Source organism: Paeniroseomonas aquatica (genome assembly GCF_030409335.1).
In the GTDB taxonomy this organism is placed as follows: Bacteria; Pseudomonadota; Alphaproteobacteria; order Acetobacterales; family Acetobacteraceae; genus Belnapia; species Belnapia aquatica.
Window position 1 is genome coordinate 1,338 of record NZ_JAUFPN010000056.1, and the last position, 397, is coordinate 1,734.

Below are 397 nucleotides of genomic sequence, written 5' to 3' on the forward strand. Positions count from 1 at the left end.
CCAAAGCCCTGCCGGAACCTCGTGCCCATATGCCTGCAGTCGCCACAGGAAAGAGGCGGTGTCGCTTACCACGTTCACCGGCATCCCCCTCGAGACGGAAGGCTGGACGTGCTCGGCGTAGATCGCCAGCGCACGCTCAGTGTCACCACGCTCCAGAGCGGCCAGGGCCGAGTGCCAGGCGATATGGCCGTGCAGGGGGCCGCTTCGGTGATAGTTGGGGAGCCAGCCCTCGATCAGTTGCTCCGCCTCCTCGCCTACGCCGGTTTCCTGAAGCGCGTGCGACAGTGCGTGTGCCGCGTTGGCGTTCTCTCGCCGCAGCTCGAAGCCGCGCTGGGTCAGGGCTCGACCATGTTCGACCGCACCATTCTCAACATGGGACCAACCGCGGTAGGTCAGA

At 65.7% G+C, this 397-nt stretch carries 1 protein-coding gene; it reads right to left on the reverse strand.

Annotated features, from left to right (window positions below; all coding sequences use genetic code 11):
* Positions 1 to 397: hypothetical protein (locus QWZ14_RS06185; RefSeq protein WP_456307222.1), on the reverse strand; the 397-nt coding region annotated here is incomplete at both ends.